Below are 4,430 nucleotides of genomic sequence, written 5' to 3'. Positions count from 1 at the left end.
GGTTCGCCGCAGCGCAGGGTGAGCAGGGCGACGGCGATGAAGGAGAGGGCGTCGCCGGCGAGCAGCCAGCTGTAGACGGCGGTGGTGCCGGCGGCGAGGGCTCCGGCCGCCGCGAGGCCGCCGACGGCCCAGCCCACGTTGGAGACGGTCCGGTTGACGGCCTGGTAGCGGCTGCGGTCGGGGCCGGCGATGCGGGTCGCGTAGAGCCTGGTGAGGACGGCGGACGCGCGGTCGCCGAGGCTGCCGACCGCGGTGATGGCGAGGAGGAGCCGCAGGTCGGTGGTGGTGAGGAGGGCGAGCGACGCGACGGCGCGGAGGGCCTGGACGGCGGCGAGCAGCGTCCGCAGGGGAAGGCGGTCGGCGAGGAGGCCGCCGAGGGGCGGGCCGGCGATGCCGATGGCGCCGGAGACGCCGAGCAGCAGGCCGATCTGGGCGGTGCCGAGCCCGGCGACGTAGGTGAAGTACAGGACGGCCGTGGCGCCCCAGAGCCCGGAGCCCGTCCTGTCGACGAAGGTGACGGCGAGCATGCGGCGGCCGTCCGGTCCCCCCGGTATCTGCATGCGGTGATCCCCCTTGACGCGAATATTGTATTGATACATACTCAGTTCTGTGGTGGCACAATATGAGATCACTGGTACGAACGCCAAGGGGATTGCCGCGTCCATCGAGCGCGGCGTGGCCGACGGCGCGCTCGCGCCCGGCAGTTCGCTCCCCCCGGTGCGCGCGCTCGCCGAGCGGCTCGGCGTGAGCCCGGGGACGGTCGCCACCACGTACAAGGAGCTGCGCCGCCGGGGCATCGTCGTCACCCGCGGGCGCGGCGGGACCGTCGTCGCCGAAGCCCCGGCCGTCGCCTCCCGGCGCCCGCCGAAGGTGCCCGAAGGGCTGCGGGACCTGGCCGGAGGCCACCCCGATCCGGCGTTCCTGCCCGAGCTGGTGCCGCCCGTGCACGTGGCCCGGGGCGGCCGCTCGCACCGGGCGGCGCCGCGGCTGGCCCGGCTGGAGGAGCTCACCCGCGCCTGGTACGAGCGCGACGGCGTCCCGTCCGCGCACGTGACCTTCGCGCACAGCGCGCTCGACTGCGTGGCCCGGCTGCTCTCCACCGAACTGCGGCCCGGTGACGCGGTGGCGATGGAGGACCCCGGCTACCACCACCTGCTCGACCTCGTGCCGGCGCTCGGCCTGCGGATCGTGCCGGTCCGGGTGGACGACGAGGGCATGCGGCCGGAGGAACTGCGGGCCGCCGTGCGCGGCGGCGTACGGGCCGTCATCTGCAGCCCGCGGGCCCAGAATCCGTACGGCGGCTGCTTCTCGGCCGCCCGGCGCGACGCGCTGGCCGCGGTGCTCGCGGAGGCGCCGGACGTGCTGGTCGTCGAGAACGACTACACCGCGGAGATCTGCGGCGCCCCCCTGCACAGCCTGACCGCCGGCGGCCGGCTCGCCCGCTGGGCCCAGGTCCGCACCGTCACCAAGCACCTGGGGCCGGACCTGCGGTGGGCCGCGCTGGCCTGCGACGCGACAACGCTGGCGCGGCACGACGGGCGGCTGCTGCTGACCTCCGGCTGGGTCAGCCACGTGCTGCAGGAGGCCGTGGCCGGGCTCCTCGCCGACCCCGGAGCCCGGGCCCTGGTCGACGAGGCCCGCACGGCGTACGCCGTGCGGCGCGAGGCGCTCATCGGAGAGCTGGCCCGGCGGGGGATCTCCGCGCACGGGGGCGGGGGCCTGAACGTGTGGGTACCGGTGCGGGACGAGGCCGCCGTCGTCAACGGGCTGCGGTCTTGTGGGTGGTGGGTGGCTGCGGGGGCGCGGTTCCGGATCGGGGCCGGGCCGGGGGTGCGGATCACTACGGCGGATCTGCTGCCCGTGGAAGCCGGGCAGCTTGCCGCGGACTTTGCTTTGGTGCTGGGGGAGGCTCAGGCGACGTATGGCGGGTAGGGCGGTCTTTCTCCCCTACCCGCACGTATCCGGGGGCTCCGCCCGCAGACCCCGTATCGCGCTGAACGCGCTCGTCCCCAATCGCCGGACGGGCTGAATCCGTCTAGCGCTTGCGGCCCAGCTCCTCGTAGAACTTCAGCAGGTCCGCGTTGTCCACCGAGCCCGGGTTCACCGCCTTCTCCAGTGGCGTGCCCTGGAGGAGGCGCTTCACCGGGACCTCGATGCGCTTGCCCGTGAGGGTGTGCGGGACGGCCGGGACCTCGATGACCTCGTCGGGGACGTGGCGGGGCGAGAGGTTCTCGCGGATGGTGCGCTTGATGCGGTCGAGCAGGGCGTCGTCCAGCCGCGCGCCCGGTGCGAGGTGGACGAAGAGGGGCATCCAGTAGCCGCCGTCCGGCTGTTCGACGCCGATGACGAGGGACTCGCGGATCTCGGGGAGGCGTTCGACGACCTCGTAGATGTCGGCGGAGCCCATGCGGACGCCCTGCCGGTTGAGGGTGGAGTCGGAGCGGCCGTGGATGACGACGCTGCCGCGGGGGGTGAGGGTGATCCAGTCGCCGTGGCGCCAGACGCCGGGGAACATCTCGAAGTAGCTCTCGCGGTAGCGGGTGCCTTCGGGGTCGTTCCAGAAGTGGATGGGCATCGACGGCATGGGGTTGGTGACGACGAGCTCGCCGACCTCGCCGACGACGGGCTTGCCGTGCGGGTCCCAGGCCTGGAGGCCGGTGCCGAGGCAGGGGGCCTGGAGCTCGCCGATGTGGACGGGCAGGGTCGGGACGGCGCCCGCGAAGCAGCTGCAGACGTCCGTGCCGCCGCTCACCGAGGCGATCCACATGTCCTCGGCCCCCTCTTCGTGGAATTCGTCGTGGATCCAGCGGAACCCGTCGGGAGGCAGCGGCGAGCCCGTCGTGGCCACGCACTTCACGCGCGAGAGGTCGAAGTCCCGGCCGGGGTGGACCCCCGCCTTGCGGCAGGCCATGACGTAGGCGGCCGAGGTGCCGTAGAGGGTGGCGCCGGTGCGTTCGGCGATGCGCCACTGGGCGGCGGTGTCGGGGTGGCCGGGGCTGCCGTCGTAGAGGACGACGGTGGAGCCCACCAGGAGGCCGGAGACGAGGAAGTTCCACATCATCCAGCCGGTGGAGGTGTACCAGAAGAAGCGGTCGCCGGGGCCGAGGTCGCAGTGCAGGGAGAGCTGCTTGAGGTGTTCGAGGAGGATGCCGCCCTGGGACTGGACGATGGCCTTGGGCAGGCCGGTGGTGCCGGAGGAGTACAGCACCCACAGCGGGTGGTCGAAGGGGACCTCTTCGAAGACGGGTTCCACATCCTCGGCCACCAGTGCGTCCCACTCCAGGGCGCCTTCGGGGGCCGGGGTGCCCAGCAGCGGGATGTGGACGACGGCGCGCAGGGTGGGCAGGCCCGTGCGGAGTTCGGCGACGGTGCCGGTGCGCTCGTGTTCCTTGCCGCCGTAGCGGTAGCCGTCGACGGTGAACAGGACGACGGGTTCGACCTGCTGGAAGCGGTCCAGGACGCTGCGGGCGCCGAAGTCGGGCGCGCAGGAGGTCCACACGGCGCCGACGGCCGCGGTGGCGAGGAAGGCGACGACGGCGTGCGGGATGTTGGGCAAGTAACCGGAGACGCGGTCGCCGGGGCGCACGCCCAGGCGGCGCAGCGCGGCGGCGAGCGAGGCGACCTGGCGGCGCAGCTCGGTCCAGGTGACCGGGCTCGGCTCGTGGGTCTCGTCGACGGCGAGCAGGGCCGGCTCGCCGGCCCGTGCGGGGTCCTCGGCGGCGCGCAGCGCGTGTGCGGCGTAGTTCAGCGTGGCGCCGGGGAACCAGGTGGCGCCGGGCATCGAGCGGTCGGCGAGGACACGCTCGTAAGGATGGGCGAAACGGACGCCGGACCATTCGGCGAAGGCCTGCCAGAAGGTCTCGAGCTCGTCGACGGACCAGCGGTGCAGGGCGGCGTAGCTCGCGGCGGGGTCGCCGGGGACCGCGGCCGGGGCGCCGTGGCGCTCCGCCGCCCACGCCTGGAAGCGGGTGACCCGGGCGCGGGCGACGCGGTCGGCGCCGGGGGTCCACAGGGGCTCCGGCGTTTCGGCGGGCTGCGGTGCGGTGGTCATCTGGCGGCTCCCGGGCTTCTGCGCGTCGTGGGCATCGCGTGGTGGCATCGTCCTCGTGCGCCGCGCGCACGGGCGGGGTGTGCGCGTGGCACGGCTGACCAGGACGATGCCACGTGATCGACTCCCGCACCAGGGCCGACGGCACACTGCGGCGCGCATCCCACCGGCCGCGGGCGGGGCCGTGCCCCGGCCGCCTCACGCGTGCCGGGTTCCTCCGGCACCCCGCCGTTGTCCCTGCGGGGGTGAACGGCGTCTGAACGGGGGGCGCCGGCGATCGTGCGGGTGGCAGTCTGAGCAGCATGGATGCGCGTGATCTGCTGCGGTTAGTGAGGACGGTCCGTACGGCGCGGGGGGTGCGGTCCCTGCGGTCGGCGCTGCG

Annotated in this window: 3 protein-coding genes; 1 reads left to right on the top strand and 2 read right to left on the bottom strand. The window is 74.0% G+C overall.

The window, feature by feature from the left end:
- On the bottom strand, positions 1-560 hold a 560-nt coding region (locus V7793_RS34015; RefSeq protein WP_336013555.1), incomplete at its 3' end, for an MFS transporter.
- Positions 561-609: 49 nt separating this feature from the next.
- On the opposite strand from V7793_RS34015, the gene V7793_RS34010 reads away from it, so the two are divergent.
- The gene (locus tag V7793_RS34010; protein WP_336013554.1) at positions 610-1,932 is read left to right on the top strand and encodes an aminotransferase class I/II-fold pyridoxal phosphate-dependent enzyme; all 1,323 of its coding nucleotides are present in this window, start codon (positions 610-612) and stop codon (positions 1,930-1,932) included.
- A 103-nt stretch (positions 1,933-2,035) separates the two neighbouring features.
- On the opposite strand, the gene V7793_RS34005 is transcribed toward V7793_RS34010, so the two are convergent.
- Complete coding sequence (locus V7793_RS34005; RefSeq protein ID WP_336013553.1) at positions 2,036-4,051, bottom strand: acetoacetate--CoA ligase; 2,016 nt, start codon at positions 4,049-4,051, stop codon at positions 2,036-2,038.
- Positions 4,052-4,430 lie beyond the last annotated feature (379 nt).

Source organism: Streptomyces sp. KLMMK (genome assembly GCF_036961605.1).
Lineage (GTDB): Bacteria > Actinomycetota > Actinomycetes > Streptomycetales > Streptomycetaceae > Streptomyces > Streptomyces telluris.
This window is presented reverse-complemented; position numbering and strand designations above follow the sequence as displayed.